Origin of the sequence: Ramlibacter sp. (genome assembly GCF_036676645.1) — a bacterium.
Taxonomy (GTDB): domain Bacteria; phylum Pseudomonadota; class Gammaproteobacteria; order Burkholderiales; family Burkholderiaceae_C; genus Ramlibacter.
Genome location: NZ_JAKFCM010000112.1, coordinates 34,310 through 49,863, shown reverse-complemented (window position 1 = coordinate 49,863; position 15,554 = coordinate 34,310). Strand labels below are relative to the sequence as shown.

Annotated in this window: 15 protein-coding genes and 1 tRNA gene; 11 read left to right on the top strand and 5 right to left on the bottom strand. The window is 71.1% G+C overall.

Features of this window, described 5'->3' with window-relative positions:
• Window positions 1-113 precede the first annotated feature (113 nt).
• Window positions 114-1,106 (top strand): hydroxymethylglutaryl-CoA lyase, encoded by a 993-nt coding sequence (locus tag V6M57_RS17680; protein WP_332816318.1) that lies wholly within the window; start codon window positions 114-116, stop codon window positions 1,104-1,106.
• Window positions 1,107-1,171: 65 nt separating this feature from the next.
• Here the strand turns inward: V6M57_RS17680 and ychF are convergent, their stop codons facing one another.
• Window positions 1,172-2,269: a redox-regulated ATPase YchF gene (gene ychF, locus V6M57_RS17675; RefSeq protein WP_332816317.1), complete on the bottom strand. Its 1,098-nt coding sequence runs from the start codon at window positions 2,267-2,269 to the stop codon at window positions 1,172-1,174.
• Window positions 2,270-2,350: 81 nt separating this feature from the next.
• On the bottom strand, window positions 2,351-3,232 hold the full coding sequence (locus V6M57_RS17670; protein WP_332816316.1) for an MOSC domain-containing protein: 882 nt from the start codon (window positions 3,230-3,232) through the stop codon (window positions 2,351-2,353).
• Between the two features lie 36 nt (window positions 3,233-3,268).
• Between V6M57_RS17670 and V6M57_RS17665 the strand changes: the two genes are divergently transcribed.
• From V6M57_RS17665 to V6M57_RS17650, 4 genes are read left to right on the top strand one after another with little or no spacing between them, the layout of a single operon-like run.
• Window positions 3,269-4,375, top strand: coding sequence for an FAD-dependent monooxygenase (locus V6M57_RS17665; RefSeq protein WP_332816315.1), 1,107 nt, complete (start codon window positions 3,269-3,271; stop codon window positions 4,373-4,375).
• A gap of 31 nt (window positions 4,376-4,406) precedes the next feature.
• Window positions 4,407-5,129, top strand: coding sequence for a DsbC family protein (locus V6M57_RS17660; RefSeq protein WP_332816314.1), 723 nt, complete (start codon window positions 4,407-4,409; stop codon window positions 5,127-5,129).
• The gene (locus V6M57_RS17655) at window positions 5,126-6,889 is read left to right on the top strand and encodes a M61 family metallopeptidase (protein ID WP_332816313.1); all 1,764 of its coding nucleotides are present in this window, start codon (window positions 5,126-5,128) and stop codon (window positions 6,887-6,889) included. The genes V6M57_RS17660 and V6M57_RS17655 overlap by 4 nt, the downstream gene beginning before the upstream one ends.
• A complete protein-coding gene (locus tag V6M57_RS17650; protein ID WP_332816312.1) occupies window positions 6,868-8,082 on the top strand; it encodes a DUF3108 domain-containing protein in 1,215 nt (404 codons plus the stop codon). Before V6M57_RS17655 ends, V6M57_RS17650 begins: the two co-directional genes overlap by 22 nt.
• Window positions 8,083-8,198: 116 nt before the next feature.
• Here V6M57_RS17650 and paaK read toward each other — a convergent pair whose 3' ends face one another.
• From paaK to V6M57_RS17635, 3 genes are read right to left on the bottom strand one after another with little or no spacing between them, the layout of a single operon-like run.
• Complete coding sequence (gene paaK / locus V6M57_RS17645; protein WP_332816311.1) at window positions 8,199-9,497, bottom strand: phenylacetate--CoA ligase PaaK; 1,299 nt, start codon at window positions 9,495-9,497, stop codon at window positions 8,199-8,201.
• On the bottom strand, window positions 9,494-9,925 hold the full coding sequence (paaI, locus tag V6M57_RS17640; protein WP_332816310.1) for a hydroxyphenylacetyl-CoA thioesterase PaaI: 432 nt from the start codon (window positions 9,923-9,925) through the stop codon (window positions 9,494-9,496). The genes paaK and paaI overlap by 4 nt, the downstream gene beginning before the upstream one ends.
• Window positions 9,925-10,728 (bottom strand): enoyl-CoA hydratase-related protein, encoded by an 804-nt coding sequence (locus V6M57_RS17635; RefSeq protein ID WP_332816309.1) that lies wholly within the window; start codon window positions 10,726-10,728, stop codon window positions 9,925-9,927. The genes paaI and V6M57_RS17635 overlap by 1 nt, the downstream gene beginning before the upstream one ends.
• A 91-nt stretch (window positions 10,729-10,819) precedes the next feature.
• On the opposite strand from V6M57_RS17635, the gene V6M57_RS17630 reads away from it, so the two are divergent.
• The 6 genes from V6M57_RS17630 to V6M57_RS17605 all read left to right on the top strand — a co-directional run bounded on the left by V6M57_RS17630 (window position 10,820) and on the right by V6M57_RS17605 (window position 15,553).
• The gene (locus tag V6M57_RS17630; RefSeq protein WP_332816308.1) at window positions 10,820-11,599 is read left to right on the top strand and encodes an enoyl-CoA hydratase; all 780 of its coding nucleotides are present in this window, start codon (window positions 10,820-10,822) and stop codon (window positions 11,597-11,599) included.
• Window positions 11,600-11,629: 30 nt separating this feature from the next.
• Window positions 11,630-11,706 (top strand) — tRNA-Met (locus V6M57_RS17625).
• A gap of 102 nt (window positions 11,707-11,808) precedes the next feature.
• Entirely contained in the window at window positions 11,809-12,192 is a 384-nt protein-coding gene (locus V6M57_RS17620) for a hypothetical protein (protein WP_332816307.1), read from the top strand.
• Between the two features lie 5 nt (window positions 12,193-12,197).
• Complete coding sequence (gene miaB, locus V6M57_RS17615) at window positions 12,198-13,526, top strand: tRNA (N6-isopentenyl adenosine(37)-C2)-methylthiotransferase MiaB (protein ID WP_332816306.1); 1,329 nt, start codon at window positions 12,198-12,200, stop codon at window positions 13,524-13,526.
• Between the two features lie 13 nt (window positions 13,527-13,539).
• Window positions 13,540-14,964, top strand: a complete 1,425-nt coding sequence (locus V6M57_RS17610; RefSeq protein ID WP_332816320.1) for a sensor histidine kinase — start codon at window positions 13,540-13,542, stop codon at window positions 14,962-14,964.
• The gene (locus V6M57_RS17605) at window positions 14,957-15,553 is read left to right on the top strand and encodes a hypothetical protein (protein ID WP_332816305.1); all 597 of its coding nucleotides are present in this window, start codon (window positions 14,957-14,959) and stop codon (window positions 15,551-15,553) included. Before V6M57_RS17610 ends, V6M57_RS17605 begins: the two co-directional genes overlap by 8 nt.
• Window position 15,554: the final 1 nt, after the last annotated feature.

Below are 15,554 nucleotides of genomic sequence, written 5' to 3'. Positions count from 1 at the left end.
GGCGCTGAACACGGGTTGTCCACCGCGGCGTGCGTTCGTCGCAAGCGACGCCCGCCGCCGTGGACAACCCTGCATCGCGGTTGCACCCTCATCACGGAAGTGAGGGTAGGCCAGTGAGCGCCGGTGTCTGGCAGGGCGCCGGCCGGCGCATCCACCTGCAGGAAGTGGGCACCCGCGACGGGCTGCAGGCCGAGAGCGTCTTCGTGCCGACCGAGGCGAAGATCGCGCTGGTGGACGCGCTGTCGGAAACCGGTCTGTCCAGGATCGAGGTGACCGCCTTCGTCTCGGCCAGGTCGATCCCGGCGCTGCGCGACGCCGAGCAGGTGATGCGCGAGATCCGCCGCAAGCCGGGCGTGGTCTACAGCGCGCTGGTGCCGAACGCACGCGGCGCCGAGCGTGCCATCGAATCCGCGGCCGACGAGCTCAACCTCGTGATGTCCGCCAGCGAGAGCCACAACCTGGCGAACCTGCGGATGACGCGCGAGCAATCGTACGCCGCGCTGGCCGAAGTGGCGCGGGTGGCGCGCGGCACGCAGGCCCGCGTCAACGTGTCGCTGTCGTGCAGCTTCGGCTGCCCGATGGAAGGCGACGTGACCACGCAGGCCGTGCTCGACTGGTGCGGCCGCTACCTCGAGACGCTGGGTGCGCACGGCGTGACGTTGTGCGACACCACCGGCATGGCCTACCCGACCCAGGTGGCGCGGCTCACCGAGGCGTTCCGCCGCCGCTGGCCCGGCGCCGGGCTGACCCTGCACTTCCACAACACGCGCGGGATGGGTCTGGCCAACGTGCTGGCGGCCATCGACGCTGGCGCCGACCGCTTCGACACCTCGCTCGGCGGCCTCGGCGGCTGCCCGTATGCGCCGGGCGCGTCGGGCAACGTGTGCACCGAGGAAGTCGCCCATGCGCTGGCCCTGATGAGCTATGACACCGGCATCGACCTGCCGCTGCTGATCGCTGCGGCCGCCCGCTTGCCGGGGCTGATCGGGCGCGACATCCCGAGCCAGATCGTCAAGGCGGGCCAGCGCCTGGACCTGCATCCGGCGCCCGCCGGACTGGAGGACATCCGCGCCCGCGCCCTGGCGCGCGAAGCGCCATCCGCCTGAGTGCTGCGGCCCGTGCGTCGCTTGCGAACCGGTTCCGGTGCCAGCGGTCGTGCCGAACTCGGGCGCTATACGCGGGTAAACAGGAAGTTCATCACGTCGCCATCCCTGACGACGTACTCCTTGCCTTCACTGCGCATCTTGCCGGCGTCCTTGGCGCCCTGCTCGCCGCCGTGCGCGATGAAGTCGTCGAAGGCGATGGTCTGGGCGCGGATGAAGCCGCGCTCGAAGTCGGTGTGGATCACGCCGGCGGCCTGCGGCGCCGTGTCGCCGACGTGGATGGTCCAGGCGCGCACCTCCTTCACGCCCGCGGTGAAGTAGGTCTGCAGCCCGAGCAGCGTGAAGGCCGCGCGGATCAGGCGGTTCAGCCCCGGCTCGTCCTGCCCGATCTCGGCCAGGAACACCTGCCTGTCCTCGTCGTCCATCTCGGCGATCTCGGACTCGATCTTGGCGCAGATCGCCACCACCGGCGCGTTCTGCGTCTGCGCATAGGCGCGCAGCCGGTCCAGGTGCGGGTTGCCCTCGAAGCCGCCTTCGTCCACGTTGCCGACGAACATGGCCGGCTTGGCGGTGATCAGGAACAGGGGCCGCAGCAGCGCCTGCTCCTCGTCGGTCAGCTGCAGCGTGCGCACCGGCCGGCCTTCGTTCAGCGCGGCCTGCACCTTGGGCAGCAGTTGCACCATGCGTGCGGCTTCCTTGTCGTTGCCCGATTTGGCGGCCTTGCTGTAGCGGGCCAGCGTCTTCTCCACGGTGCCCAGGTCGGCCAGGCACAGCTCGGTCTGGATCACCTCGATGTCGGAGACCGGGTCGACCTTGCCGGCCACGTGGACCACGTTGGGGTCCTCGAAGCAGCGCACCACGTTGACGACGGCGTCGGTCTCGCGGATGTGGGCCAGGAACTGGTTGCCCAGGCCTTCACCCTTGCTGGCGCCGGCCACCAGCCCGGCGATGTCGACGAACTCGACGATGGCCGGCACGATGCGTTCGGGCTTGACGATGGCCGCCAGTTGCGCCAGCCGCGGGTCGGGCAGTTCGACGATGCCGACGTTGGGCTCGATCGTGCAGAAGGGGTAGTTCTCGGCGGCGATCCCCGCCTTGGTGAGGGCATTGAACAGGGTCGACTTGCCGACGTTGGGCAGGCCCACGATGCCGCACTTCAAGCTCATGGCAGTTCCAGACAGACAAGCGGGAAAGTGTATGCCAAGGGCTGTTGCGCCCCCCGCGCGGCGGCGTGCCGCCGCGCCCGCTCAGTCGAACTTCCAGTCGCCGCTCACCGGCTGCCCGACGCGCAGCACCGCGTCCTCGCCCTCCAGCACGATCGCGTTCATCGCGAAGGTCACCGCGCCGCCGACGCGCGCATCCTGCCGGTAGCCCTGCAGGGTGTCCAGCACCTCGGGCGAGCTCTGGCCGGTCTGCGGATCGATGTTGGGAATCGGGCAGCGCGCGCAGGGCTTGACCGGCTTGATGGCCACCGGCCGGTCGGCCTCGATGCGCAGCACGTCGACGCGGTCCTCGTCGTGCGCCTCCACGCCCGACAGCACGATGTTGGGGCGGAAGCGCTCGATGCCGACGGGCGCCCGGCCGGCCCCCGCCAGCCGCTCGTTCAGGCCGGCCAGCGAGGCCTCGCTCGCCACCAGCAGCGGGAAGGCATCGGCGAACTGGTTGGGCGCTTGCACGCCGCCGGTCCACTTCAGGCTCGACAGCCGGCGCTGCTGCGGGTCGAAGCGCACCAGCCGCAGCCGCCGGCCGAGCAAATCGCTGAACCACTGCGCCGCGACATCGCCCATGTCGCAGGCGTCGACCACGTCGTCCCACACGCGCACGCGCGCGGGACCGGCGACCTCGTCGATCGCGAGATGGAGCGCCAGCATGCCGGGCGCGCGCAGCACCACCTCGTGGTGCTTGAGCTGGGGGCGCACCAGCGCCATGCGCGGCAGTTCGCGTTGCGACACGAACGTGCCCTGCTCGTCGACCACCATCCAGGCCCGGTCCAAATCGAGCCCGGTGGAGGTGAGGACGGCCTCGGTCAGTTCGATGCCGGCGCAGGACTTGACCGGGTAGACGAACAGGCGGGCGATGCGGGCGGCGAAATCGGGGGCGGACGCGGTCATGGCGGGCTGGGAACTCATCGGCCTTCGATTGTGCCCGCCTCCTACAATCAACGGATGGCGCCTGTCCTCGACGTCTGTATCCGCGGCGCGGGAATCGTCGGCCGCACGCTGGCCCTGCTGCTCGCGCGCGACCGGCTGCGGGTCGGGCTGGTGCAGTCCGCCGCCACCGGCGGGCTGGCCGACGTGCGCGCCTATGCGCTCAACGCCGCCTCGCGGCAGCTGCTCGAATCGGTGCGGGCCTGGCCCGATGCGGCGCACCAGACGCCGGTCACGGGCATGGAGATCCATGGCGACGAAGGCGGCTGCGTGCGCTTCGAAGCCGGCAGCCGGCCGGCGCTGGCCTGGATCGTCGACGTGCCGGCACTGGAGCAGCGCCTGGACGAAGCCTTGCGCTACCAGCCCTACGTCACCCCGATCCAGGAGCCCGCGCGCGCGGCGCTGACGGTGGTCTGCGAAGGCCGCGGCAGCCTCGCCCGTGCCGAATTCGGCGTGCAGTACGACGTGCAGCCCTATGGCCAGCACGCGGTGGCCGCCCGCCTGGACGGCGAGAAGCCGCACGGGCACATCGCCCGCCAGTGGTTCCAGAGCGGCGAGATCCTGGCGCTGCTGCCGCTGGGCGGCGAAGCGCCGGCCGAAGGCAGCCATTCGGTCGCGCTGGTCTGGTCGGTCGGGCAAAGCCGCAGCGAGTCGCTGCTGCACTGCGACGCTTCCGACTTCGAGTCGCAGCTGGTGGCCGCCAGCGAAGGCGCGCTCGGCCAGCTGACGCTGGCCAGCGAGCGCGCGGCCTGGCCGCTGCAGCTGGCCCGCGCCGACCGCTGGTGCGGCCCCGGCTGGGCGCTGGCCGGTGATGCCGCCCACAGCGTGCACCCGCTGGCCGGCCAGGGCCTCAACCTGGGCCTGGCCGACGTGCGCGAACTGGCCGCCGTGCTGCACGGGCGCGAATACTGGCGCAGCGTCGGCGACGTGCGCCTGCTGCGCCGCTACGAGCGCGCCCGCAAGGGCGACACGCTGGCGATGGGCGCGACCACCGACACCCTGCAGCAGCTGTTCGCGCAGGACCACGCCGGCTGGTCGGTGCTGCGCAACTGGGGCATGCGCGGCTTCGACGCCAGCGGCCCGATCAAGCAGTGGGTGGTGCGGCAGGCCGCGGGCCGGCTGTGACCCCTTTTCCCAAGGAAGTACTGGAAACTCCATGACACGCACCACGACCGGCCTGCTGGCCGCGCTGCTCGCGACCACCCTGCTGGCCGGCCCGGCCCTGGGGCAGGAAGCCGCCATCCGCAAGAACCTGGGCGAGCGGCTGCCGCAGATCGGCAAGATCGACGAGGTGAGCAAGACGCCCATGGCCGGCCTGTTCGAGGTCCGGGTGGGCACCGACCTGTACTACACCGACGCCGACGGCAGCTACCTGATCCACGGCCAGCTGATCGACGTGAAGGGCCGGCGCAACCTCACCGAGGAACGCACCAGCAAGCTGACCGCGATCGATTTCGGCCAGTTGCCGGTCAAGGACTCGTTCGCCATCGTGCGCGGCAACGGCAAGCGCCAGCTGGCGGTGTTCGAGGACCCGAACTGCGGCTACTGCAAGCGCTTCGAGCGCGAGCTGCAGAAGCTGGAAAACGTGACCATCCACCTGTTCCTCTACCCGATCCTGGGCAACGACTCGGTCGACAAGTCGCGCAACATCTGGTGCGCCAAGGACCGCGCCAAGGCCTGGCAGGACTGGATGCTGCGCGAGCAGGCCGCCGCGCCGGCCGCCGCCGGCTGCGACGCCACCGCGCTGGACCGCAACCGCGAACTGGGCCGCAAGCACCAGATCACCGGCACGCCGACGCTGGTGTTCGCCGACGGCACGCGCGTGCCCGGCGCCATCAACGCGGCCCAGGTCGAGAAGATGCTCTCGCAAGCGCAGTGAGTCCGCGCGCGCATGCCGGCCCCGACTGGCGGCTGCACTACCGCGTCGAGGCGGCCGACCTCCACGCGCACCTGTTCCACGTCACGCTGGCCATCGAACAGCCGGCGGCGGGCCAGCGCGTGTCGCTGCCGGTGTGGATCCCCGGCAGCTACCTGGTGCGCGAGTTCTCCCGGCACCTGCAGCGGCTGGTGGCGCGCCAGGACGGCCGCACCGTGCCTGTCCAGCAGCTCGACAAGTGCAGCTGGCAGGTCGATTGCGTGTCCAGCAGCCCGCTGGTGCTGGCCTACGAGGTCTATGCCTTCGACAACTCGGTGCGAGCCGCCTGGCTCGATGCCGACCGGGGCTTCTTCAACGGCACCAGCCTGTGCCTGCAGGTGCACGGCCAGGAGAAGCTGCCGCACGCGCTGGAGCTGGTCTCGCCGCGCCCGGGGTGGGAAGCGGCCACCGGGCTGGCACCGCTGCGCGTGGGCAAGCGCGGCTTCGGCACCTACCTGGCCGCCGACTACGACGAGCTGGTCGACTGTCCGGTGGAAATGGGCAGCTTCTGGAGCACCGAGTTCCGCGCCGCCGGCGTGCCGCACCGGCTGGTGGTGGCCGGCGCCACCGAATCGTTCGACGGCGCGCGCCTGGCCGCCGACGTGCAGCGCATCTGCGAAACCACCCTGCGCTTCTGGCACGAGCGCCGCAAGCCGGCGCTGCGCAGCTTCGTGTTCCTGCTCAACGCGGTGGACGACGGCTACGGCGGGCTCGAGCACCGCAACTCGACGGCGCTGATCGCCTCGCGCCGCGACCTGCCGCGCCAGGGCGAGGCCAAGGCCGGCGACGGCTACACCACGCTGCTGGGGCTGGTCAGCCACGAGTACTTCCACACCTGGAACGTCAAGCAGCTGCGGCCGGCCGAGTTCGCCCGCTACGACTACGGCCGCGAGAACCACACCCAGCTGCTGTGGTTCTTCGAGGGCTTCACCAGCTACTACGACGACCTGCTGCTGCGGCGCGCCGGGCTGGTCGACGAGGCCGGCTACGTGCGCCTGCTGAACAAGACGATCAACCAGGTGCTGCAGACGCCCGGCCGCGAGGTGCAGTCGGTCGCCCAGGCCAGCTTCGACGCCTGGGTCAAGTACTACCGGCAGGACGAGAACACGCCGAATGCGACGGTGAGCTACTACAGCAAGGGCTCGCTGGTGGCACTGTGCTTCGACCTCACCTTGCGCGCCGAAGGCCGCACGACGCTGGACGAGGTGATGCGCGCGCTCTGGCAGCGCTGCAAGGGCGGCCCGATGGCCGAGGCCGATTTCGCCGCCGTGCTGCGCGAGCTGGGCGGGCGCAGCTTCGCCCGCGAGATCGCCGCCTGGGTGCACGGCACCCGCGAGCTGCCGCTGGCCGACCTGCTGCGCCGCCAGGGCGTGTTCGCGCTCGACGAGCCGGCGCAGTTGCAGCAGCGGCTGGGCATCCGCGTGGACGAGGGCGGCGGCGCCATCCGCCTGAAGAACGTGCTGCGGGGCGGGGCGGCCGAGCAGGCCGGCATGGCCGCCCAGGACGAGTGGCTCGGCATCGAGGTTGCGGGCCAGGGCTGGCGCCTCGGCAAGCTGGACGATCTGCCGCTCTATGCCGGCTCGCACCGGCGGCTGATCGCGCTGGTCGCGCGCGACCGCCGGCTGCTGCGGCTGGAGCTGCACCTGCCGGCCGCGGCCACCACCTGGCGCCTGGTGCTGCGCGACCCGGCGCAGGCCCAGCCATGGTTGGGCGTGCAGACCTGAACCCGGCCGGCCGCCGGCGCCTGCTGGCGCTCGTGGCCGTCGTGCTGCTGGCGCACGTGCTGGTCCTGCACGCCTTGTCGCTCTGGCTGGCCGGTGGCGAGTCGTTGCGGCCGATGGTGGAGCCCCTGTACACGCGCGTGCTGACGCCGCAGCAGCCCGAAGTTCCCCCTGCTGCGGCCGCGGCGGGCGCCGTCGCTGCGCCAGCGCCGCCGCGGCGCATGCGAGCCACGCCCAGCGTGCCGCGACAAACGACCCCCACCTTGCCCGAGCCCGAGCCCGAGCCCGAGCCCGAGCCCGAGCCCGAGCCCGAGCTCGAGCTCACGCCGGAGCCGGAGCCGGAGCCGGAAGCGGAATTGCAGCCGGCGCCGGCACCCGTTGCGGAGCCGCCGGAGCCGCAAGCCGCGCCGGACCAGGCGGAGACGCAGCACCAGGCACCCGCCCCGGCGGCATCCGCGCCTGTGGCTGCACCGGCTGCTCCCGCCGCGAGCGCGCCCGAGCAGGCGGCTGCCGCCGCGCCGGCCGCCCCGGCGCCTGCATCCCCGCCGGCCCTCGACGGCTGGCCGGTCGATACGCGGCTGCGCTACACATTGGGCGGGCGCTTCCGCAGCGGCGACCTGTATGGCGAGGCGCGCGTACTGTGGCAGCGCGAAGGCGCGCGCTACCAGGTGCGGGTGGAAGTGGACGTCACGATCTTTGCCAAGGTGGTCCTGACCAGCCAGGGCGAGGTCGGGCCACAGACCTTGCACCCGCGCGCCTACGAGGAGGTGCGCAACCGCAAGTCGCGCGGCCTGCTGCGCATGGACGAAAGCGAGGTGAGGCTGCCCAGCGGCAAGGTGCTGCCGCGGCCGCCGCAGATGCAGGACACCGCCAGCCAATTCGTGGACCTGAGCCACCGCTTCGCCAGCGGGCTGGAGCCGCTGGAGGTCGGGCGCGCGGTCAGCTTCTGGATGGCGCGCCCCGGCGCGGTGGACCTGTGGACCTACGACATCGTGGGCAAGGAGGTGCTGTCCACGGCCCTGGGCGACGTCGAGGCCTTCCACCTCAAGCCGCGGCCGATCGCCCACCCGCGCGGCAACATCACGGTGGAGATGTGGTTCGCGCCGGCACTGCAGTACCTGCCGGTGCGGGTGCGGGTGAACATGGGCGAGGAAGCCCATGTGGACCTCCTGGTCGAGGCCATCGACCAAAGATAGGACCACCCCGAAGCGGCCTGCGGCCGCTCCCCCTCAAGGGGCGCCACCAGCGGCCCGGCGGAGCCGGTTCCGCGGTGGCCGCTGGAAGGCGCAAGTCAGTCGCCGCGCCAATTCCGTCAGCGGGGACGCTTGTCCACCACCCGCTTTGCCTTGCCGACGCTGCGCTCGACGCCGCCTTCCGGGCGCAGTTCGATGATTGCGCTGGTCCCGATGTAGGTCTTGATCTCGTACGCCAGCCGGTCGGCGGCGCCGCGGGCCTCGGAGCAGTCGTGCGACAGGCCCTGGCGGGCCTCGACGGCGATGGTCAGCGAATCGAGCGGCCCCTCGCGCGTGAGGATGCACTGGTAGTGCGGCGCCAGCTCGCCGCGCTTGCAGATCAGCTCCTCGATCTGGGTCGGGAACACGTTGACGCCGCGCACGATCATCATGTCGTCGCTGCGCCCGGTGATCTTCTCCATGCGGCGCATGGTACGCGCGGTGCCGGGTAGCAGGCGCGTGAGGTCGCGCGTGCGGTAGCGGATGATGGGCAGCGCCTCCTTGGTCAGGCTGGTGAACACCAGCTCGCCCAGCTCGCCGTCGGGCAGCACCGCGCCCGTGTCCGGGTCGATGATCTCCGGATAGAAGTGGTCCTCCCAGATGGTGGGGCCGTCCTTGGTCTCGACGCACTCGTTGGCCACGCCCGGGCCCATCACCTCGGACAGCCCGTAGATGTCCACCGCATCCATGCCCATGCGCCGCTCGATCGCCTTGCGCATGTCGTTGGTCCAGGGTTCGGCGCCGAAGATGCCCAGCCGCAGGCTGGATTCGCGAGGCTGAAGCCCCTGGCGCTCGAACTCGTCCGCGATCGCCAGCATGTAGCTGGGGGTCACCATGATGATGTCGGGCCGGAAATCGTGGATCAGCTGCACCTGGCGCTCGGTCTGGCCGCCGCCGAACGGCACCACGGTCAGGCCCAGCCTCTCGGCGCCGTAGTGCGCGCCCAGCCCGCCCGTGAACAGGCCGTAGCCGTAGCTGACGTGCACCAGGTCGCCCGGCCGCGCGCCGCTGGCGCGGATGCTGCGCGCCATCACGGCGGACCAGGTATCGATGTCGTTGCGGGTGTAGCCCACCACGGTGGGCTTGCCGGTGGTGCCGCTGGAGGCGTGGATGCGCACGCACTGCTCGCGCGGCACCGCGAACGAGCCGAACGGGTAGTGGTCGCGCAGGTCGAGCTTGCTGGTGAACGGGAACTTCGACAGGTCGGCCAGCGTGCGGCAGTCTTGCGGATGCACGCCGGCCTCGTCGAACTTGGCGCGGTACATGGGTGCGTTGCGGTACGCGTGGGACAGCGTCGCCTGCAGGCGGCGCAGCTGCAGCGCCTGCAGTTCGTCGCGGCTGGCCTTCTCGATCGGCTCTAGGGGAAAGGTCTTCATCATGCCTCCGGTATCACGGTGCCCTGGATCTGCGCGCTCTTGCCGCGGAACATGGCCACGACCTCGCCGCGCTGGTTGCTCACCTTCATGTCGTAGACGCCGTGCCGGCCCTGCAGGACCTGCTCGACGCCCTCGCAGGTCAGCACGTCGCCGAGCTGCCCCGGCTTGAGGAACTCGATGCTGCAGCCCGCCGCCACCGTGACCTTGTTGTGGCTGTTGCAGGCGAACGCGAAGGTGGAATCGGCCAGCGTGAAGATGAAGCCGCCGTGGCAGATGCGGTGGCCGTTGAGGTGCCGCTCGTCGACCCGCATGCGCATCACCGCGCGACCCGCCGTGCAGCTCAGCAGTTCCATCCCCATGGTGTCCCGCGAGGCCACGTCGCCTTCGAACATGGCCGCGCCCACTCGCGCCGCGAGCTCGTCGGCCGTCATCACTCGCCCTTGAACCGTGCCGGGCGCTTCTGCAGGAACGCCGTGACCCCTTCGATGTAGTCGTGCGTGCGGCCCAGCGCCGACTGGGTGTCGCGCTCCAGGTCGAGCTGCTCGTCCAGCTCGTTGGTCGCCGCCGCCCGCATCGCGCGGCGGGTGGCCACCAGCGCCTGGGTCGGCAGCGCCGCCAGCCGCTGCGCCAGCGCCAGCGCGGCGTCCACGCAGTCCTGCCCTTCGGGCGCCACGTCCCAGATCATTCCCCATTCCTTCGCGTCGGCGGCGGAGAGCTTGTCCCCCAGCAGCGCGCAGCCCATGGCGCGGGCCATCCCCAGTTTCCTGACCAGGAACCAGGTGCCGCCGGCATCCGGAATCAGACCGATCCGGCTGAAGGCCTGGATGAAGGAGGCGCTCGCCGCGGCCACGGCCAGGTCGCAGGTGATGGCCAGCGAAGCTCCCGCGCCGGCGGCCACGCCATTGACGGCGGCCACCGTGGGCACCCGCAGGTCCATCAGCCGGCGCACGGTGGGATTGAAGGCCTGGTCGATGAGGGGGCCGGGGTCGGCGCGCTTGACCAGGTCGGGGCCCTCGGCGAAGTCGAACTCGGCCAGGTCGGCCCCGGCGCAAAACCCCCGGCCGGCGCCGGTGATGACGGCCGCGCGGATGGCCTTGTCGGCCTCGATCCGGTCCAGCGCCGCCCACAAGGCCTGGTGCATGGCGCGGGTGAAGCTGTTCAGGGACTGGGGGCGGTTCAGCGTGATCAGCGCAACGGCGCCGCGCGCCTCGTACAGGACGGTGCTCTCGGTCATGGGGTCTCCTGGCATTGAATCTAGCATCGACCGACCGCGCGGTCGGTCATGGTTTCCCTTGGGTATAGTCGTCGCCGCTACAGGAGATCGCATGGCCTACGACAACATCGAGGTGCGCACCGAAGCCGGCAAGGTCGGCATCGTGACGCTCAACCGCCCCAAGCAACTCAATGCCCTGAACGAACAGCTCATGGACGAGCTGGGCGCCGCGCTCAAGGCTTTCGACGCCGACGACGCGATCGGCTGCATCGTGCTGACCGGCAGCGAGAAGGCGTTTGCCGCCGGCGCCGACATCTCGCTGATGGCCAAGTACAGCTTCGCCGAGGCCTACGGCCGCGACTTCATCACCCGCAACTGGGAAACCATCCGCAGCATCCGCAAGCCGGTGATCGCGGCCGTCAGCGGCTTCGCCCTGGGCGGCGGCTGCGAACTGGCCATGATGTGCGACTTCATCATCGCCGCCGACAACGCGAAGTTCGGCCAGCCGGAGATCAAGCTGGGCATCATCCCCGGCGCGGGCGGCACCCAGCGGCTGCCGCGGTCGGTCGGCAAGTCCAAGGCGATGGACCTGGTGCTCACCGCGCGCATGATGGACGCCACCGAAGCCGAGCGCGGCGGCCTGGTCAGCCGGGTGGTGCCGCTGGACAAGCTGATGGACGAGGCGCTGGGCGCAGCCCTGGTGATCTGCGAGATGCCGCGGCTGGCGGTGCTGGCCGCCAAGGAGTCGGTCAACCGGGCCTTCGAGGGCTCGCTCAGCGACGGCGTGATGTTCGAGCGGCGGCTGTTCCATTCGCTGTTCGCCACCGCCGACCAGAAGGAAGGCATGGACGCCTTCCTGGCCAAGCGGGCGCCGGCCTTCACCCACCGCTGAGCGGCGCTTTCGCTATAATCTCCGGCTCTCGGCGCTTTAGCTCAGTCGGTTAGAGCGATGGAATCATAATCCACAGGTCCGCGGTTCGAGTCCGTGAAGCGCCACCACACTTCCAAAGGCACTGTCACCGCGCAGTGCCTTTGTTCTTTGCACGGCCTGCGCCCGGGCAGAGCCCTCGTCCTTTCAGCCTCAGCCTCTGGATCCACACCATGAACCGCTGGAGTCTCCCCCTCGTCGCGGCGCTGGCCGCCCCCGCGCTGCAGGCCCAGGTGATCCGCACCGCCCCGGCCGACGTCAAGCCGGCCCGGCTGGTGGTCACCGCGCCGCCGCAGGTCACGCTGGACGGCCAGCCCGACCGGCTGTCGCCTGGCGCCCGCATCCGCGGCACCAACAACCTCGTGGTGCTCTCGGGCAGCGTGGTCGGCCAGGCCCTGCCGGTGGTGTACCGGCGCGACGCCGCCGGCCTGGTGCACGAGGTGTGGGTGCTCACCGAAGACGAGTACTCGAAGGTCCGCGGCGCCGAGGACGGCAGTGCCGACGGACACAAGCGCTTCGCCGAACTGCTGGACATCGTTTTCGGCACCCGGAAGTGACCGCCATGAAGAAGGTTTTCATCAAGACCTTCGGCTGCCAGATGAACGAGTACGACTCGGACAAGATGGCGGACGTGCTGCATGCGGCCGAGGGCTACGAAACGACGCAGGATCCCGAAGAAGCCGACCTGATCCTGTTCAACACCTGCTCGGTGCGCGAGAAGGCGCAGGAAAAGGTGTTCTCCGACCTGGGCCGGGTCAAGCACCTGAAGAAGAAGGGCACGCTGATCGGCGTGGGCGGCTGCGTGGCCAGCCAGGAGGGTGCCGCCATCATCGAGCGGGCGCCCTACGTGGACGTGGTGTTCGGCCCCCAGACCCTGCACCGGCTGCCCGACCTGCTGGCGCAGCGCCGCGCGCAGGACCGCCCGCAGGTCGACATCCGCTTTCCCGAGATCGAGAAGTTCGACCACCTGCCGCCGGCGCGGGTGGACGGCGCCACCGCCTTCGTCTCCATCATGGAAGGCTGCAGCAAGTACTGCAGCTACTGCGTGGTGCCCTACACCCGCGGCGAGGAGGTCTCGCGGCCGCTCGACGACGTGCTGGCCGAGGTGGCGGAACTGGCCGACCAGGGCGTCCGGGAAGTGACGCTGCTGGGCCAGAACGTCAACGCCTGGCGCGGCCGCATGGGCGACACCGCCGAGATCGCCGACTTCGCGCTGCTGCTCGAGTACGTGGCCGAGATCCCCGGCATCGAGCGCATCCGCTACACCACCAGCCACCCGAACGAATTCACCCAGCGGCTGGTGGAGGCCTACGGCCGCATCCCCAAGCTGGTCAGCCACCTGCACCTGCCGGTGCAGCACGGCAGCGACCGCATCCTGATGGCGATGAAGCGCGGCTACACCGCCATGGAATACAAGAGCACCATCCGCAAGCTGCGGGCGGTACGGCCGCAGATGTCCCTGTCCAGCGACTTCATCGTCGGCTTCCCGGGCGAGACCGAGGACGATTTCGCCAGGCTGATGAAGCTGGTGGAGGACGTCGGCTACGACGCCAGCTTCAGCTTCATCTTCAGCCCCCGGCCCGGCACCCCGGCTGCCAACCTGCACGACGACACGCCGCACGAGGTCAAGCTGCGCCGGCTGCAGCAGCTGCAGGCCGCGCTGGAGGACAACGTGCGCCGCATCAGCGACAGCCGGGTCGGCACGGTCCAGCGCATTTTGGTCGAGGGCCCCTCGCGCAGGGACCCCAGCGAGCTGATGGGCCGCACCGAGTGCAACCGGATCGTCAATTTCGCCGGCGGGCAGCGGCTGGTCGGGCGGATGGTGGACGTGACCATCACGCAGGCGCTGCCGCACTCCCTGCGCGGCGAAGTCGTGCAGCGCGCCGGCTGATCGCCGCGCGATGCTGCCGCTGCGCCCCAGCCGCATCTCGTTCCGGCCGCTGCTGCTGGTCGCCTTCGTGCTGGTCGGCGGCCTGCTGGGGGGCACGGCCCTCAGGGCCGTGCTGATCCTCGACCGCTTGATGGCGCAGAGCACGGCGGCCAGCGTCACGGCGCTGGAACTGACCGCCAGCGCGCAGACCCTGGCCGAACGCACGCTGGACATGGAGCGCGCCGCCCGCCAGTCGCTGATCCTCAACGACGCCCAGTTGCGGCGACGCTTCGACGAGGAGGGCGGGCGGGCCCGCGCGGCGCTGGACCGGCTGACCGACCAGGGCCTGCCGCAGCGCCAGGCCCGGCGCTGGCAGGCCCAGCTCGACACCGTGTCCGAGCTGATGCGCGGCCCGCCGGAGACCGCCCTCGACCGCGAGCGGGAAGCGGCCCAGCGCTTCCGCGAGTTCGACGGCCTCAATTCCGGCATCGCCCGCGAGGTGCACAACCTGATCAATGCGCGCAACAAGTCCCTGCGCGAGCGCCTGGATGCCAGCCGCTCGCGCCTGATGCAGCAGGTCGTGCTGGCGATCGCGCTGGCGGCACTGCTGGCCGCCGGGCTGGGCATCTGGCTGGCGCGCCCGTTCCAGCGGCTGGAGCGCGCCATCGTCGGCCTGGGCGAGAACCGGCTGGAGGAGCCGATCGACATCCAGGGTCCGGCCGACGTGCGGCGGCTGAGCCAGCAGCTGGAGTGGCTGCGGCTGCGGCTGACCGAACTGGATGCCGACAAGGCGCGCTTCCTGCGCCACGTGTCGCACGAACTGAAGACACCGCTGGCCGCGCTGCGCGAGGGCGTGTCGCTGCTCGAGGAAGGCGTCACCGGCGAGCTGAACGCGCGCCAGCGCGAGGTGGCCCGCATCCTGCAGCACAACGCCGCCGTGCTGCAGGAGCGCATCGAGGCGCTGCTGCGATTCAACGCCGCCGCCTTCGAGGCGCGTCAGCTGCAGCGCCAGCCGACCGACCTGCTGGCCCTGCTGCACGAGCAGGTGGAGGCGCAGCGCCTGCAATGGCAGGCCCGCGAACTGACGCTGGACGTGGAGGGCGAGCCGATCGTGGCGCCGGTCGACCCGGACAAGCTCGGCACCGCGCTGGCCAACCTGCTGGCCAACGCCATCCGCTTCGCGCCGACCGGCTCGACCGTCCGGGTGCGCCTGTCGCGCGCCGCCGGGCGCGCGCGCATCGACATCCAGGACGAAGGTCCGGGCATCGCAGGGGTCGACCGCGACCGCGTGTTCGAGCCTTTCTACCGCGGCGAACGCCAGCCGGCGGATGCCGCCGCCGGGACCGGCATCGGCCTGTCCATCGTCAACGAATACATTGCTGCCCATGGCGGGCGCATCGAACTGCTGGACGAGCATCCGCCCGGCGCCCACTTCCGGATCGAACTGCCCCATGCCTGACCTCCTGACACGCGCGCTGCGGCGCAGCCTCCTCGCCCTGGGCGCGGCGGCCGTACTGGTCGCGTGCGGCACGCCGCCCCCGGTGCCCGAGCCGGTCCCGCCGCCGCCGCTGGAAACGAGCGAGCCGCCCCCCGAGCTGCCGGCGCCGCAGCCCGAGCCCGCGGCGGCCCTGCCCCCCCAGAACCACCTGCCCGACCAACCGGTCGCCGCGGCCCTGGCCTATGCCGACCGGGTGCGGGGTGCTTCGGCGGCCGCACTGGCGCCCGAGGTCGCCCGGCTGTCGCAGCCCGGCGCGGCGCCCCTGCAGCAACTGCAGCTGGCCCTGGCCCTCCTGCAGTTGCGCACGCCCGCCGACAACGCGCGCGCCACCCAGGTGCTGCAGCGGCTGCTGGCGCAAAACACGGACGAGGCCCGCGAGCTGCACGCGCTGGCCCGCCTGCTGAACGCGCATCTGGCCGAGCAGCGCCGGCTGGAGGAAGCCGGCGAGCGGCAGTCCCAGCAACTGCGCGACGCCCAGCGCCGCTTCGACCAGCTGAACGAAAGGATGGAGGCCCTGCGCGCGATCGAGCGCCGCCGGCCCTCCCGCTGAC

Bases quoted from the DNA above. Each gene is read 5' to 3' on its own strand.
- ychF (WP_332816317.1), bottom strand. From the start codon at position 2,269: ATGAGCTTGAAGTGCGGCATCGTGGGCCTGCCCAACGTCGGCAAGTCG.
- V6M57_RS17670 (WP_332816316.1), bottom strand. From the start codon at position 3,232: ATGAGTTCCCAGCCCGCCATGACCGCGTCCGCCCCCGATTTCGCCGCC.
- V6M57_RS17665 (WP_332816315.1), top strand. From the start codon at position 3,269: ATGGCGCCTGTCCTCGACGTCTGTATCCGCGGCGCGGGAATCGTCGGC.
- V6M57_RS17660 (WP_332816314.1), top strand. From the start codon at position 4,407: ATGACACGCACCACGACCGGCCTGCTGGCCGCGCTGCTCGCGACCACC.
- V6M57_RS17650 (WP_332816312.1), top strand. From the start codon at position 6,868: ATGGTTGGGCGTGCAGACCTGAACCCGGCCGGCCGCCGGCGCCTGCTG.
- paaK (WP_332816311.1), bottom strand. From the start codon at position 9,497: ATGATGAAGACCTTTCCCCTAGAGCCGATCGAGAAGGCCAGCCGCGAC.
- paaI (WP_332816310.1), bottom strand. From the start codon at position 9,925: ATGACGGCCGACGAGCTCGCGGCGCGAGTGGGCGCGGCCATGTTCGAA.
- V6M57_RS17635 (WP_332816309.1), bottom strand. From the start codon at position 10,728: ATGACCGAGAGCACCGTCCTGTACGAGGCGCGCGGCGCCGTTGCGCTG.
- V6M57_RS17630 (WP_332816308.1), top strand. From the start codon at position 10,820: ATGGCCTACGACAACATCGAGGTGCGCACCGAAGCCGGCAAGGTCGGC.
- V6M57_RS17620 (WP_332816307.1), top strand. From the start codon at position 11,809: ATGAACCGCTGGAGTCTCCCCCTCGTCGCGGCGCTGGCCGCCCCCGCG.
- miaB (WP_332816306.1), top strand. From the start codon at position 12,198: ATGAAGAAGGTTTTCATCAAGACCTTCGGCTGCCAGATGAACGAGTAC.
- V6M57_RS17605 (WP_332816305.1), top strand. From the start codon at position 14,957: ATGCCTGACCTCCTGACACGCGCGCTGCGGCGCAGCCTCCTCGCCCTG.